The organism is Vibrio sp. Vb0937 (genome assembly GCF_033338855.1).
Map to the genome: position 1 here is coordinate 1 of NZ_JAWOTK010000241.1, position 1,294 is coordinate 1,294.

Genomic DNA, 1,294 nt, shown 5'->3' on the forward strand with positions numbered 1-1,294 from the left:
TGATTTAGATACTAACGCTCAAATTCCACCGAATGTGGAAGTGGTGTACACAATTGTCGCTCAGATTGACCGTTCAAATCCGGATCAAATTCTGTACTCTCAATTCAGTAATACCGCGACGGTTAAAACGCCAGATTCTACTGTCCAGTCATCAGCATCAGACAGCGTTACGGTGTATCCAAAAGAACCTAAGATCATCGTGACTAAAACCACACCGGATGACGAGTTTATCCCCGGTGATTGGGTCACATTTACGGTCTCTATTTTCAACTTTGGTGAAGGTTATGCGAACGAAGTTCATGTAACGGACGATATGGGGGGTCTGGATGCGTTTTCTGAATGGACGATAGACGCGACGATTGATTCAAACAACTCGCCATACAAAACAGGCAGTTACGCAGGGCCTAAATCGGGTTACCCAAACAATGGAAATATTGACTCGCGTATTGATATCGACCCTAAAGTGGGTAGTGAGAAAGGCTCGGTGGTTTACGTTATTCATGGTCGAGTGAAGAACGATTATGCCAAGCAAGAGATCTCCAATACGGCGCAAGCTTATGACCCTTTGACTAATTTGAACCAGTCGTCTTCTGCACAAATTGGTGATGGTTCGAGCGACAAGCTTAATGTATCGATCTTAAAAACTGCCGATAAAGTCCGCTTTGTTCCGGGCGAAGATGTGACCTACGAAATCCGTGTTCTCAACAATGGTTCGCACACTGAAACTGGGTTAAAAGTCGTTGATAAGTTGCAAGATATTTTGTCTGTATTAGCGAACGACAAAGACAATCAGTATCAAGATTGTCCTGACCAAAGCCCGTTCGAATATTGGCAATTTGACTATGACGACGGTGCCGGTTTTCATTCTGTAACAACGGAGAACTTTGTGTATCCCGAAGGGGACGCTTCCAAAACAATGAGTTTGGAACCGGACGAAGTACGTACGTTTAAAATTAAAGCGCGTGTAAAAGATAACGTCGTTGGTTCGCTAGATGAAGGGGGGAATCTCAACGATAAAATTGCAAATGATGCATACATCTATCGCGATCTTGGTGAAGTAACGGAAACTTCTCACATTTCACACCATGAAATGAAAAAGGCATACAACGGCGAGAATGTCACGCGCAAGCTATTGGTGAATGGAGTCGAATCTCGTTTTTACTCACCAGGTGATACGTTGACCTATTTAGTGACGGTATCGTCTCAAACAGGTTACGTGAACGACCATACTGTGAGTGAAAACATCACTGCCGTGACGACACAATTGCTCGATGGGTCAACTGCAACGCCCTTC

Annotated in this window: 1 pseudogene; it reads left to right on the forward strand. The window is 44.2% G+C overall.

What is annotated here, in order from left to right:
• A pseudogene (locus tag R7P67_RS24770) lies at positions 1-1,294 on the forward strand (hypothetical protein); the annotation flags it as partial.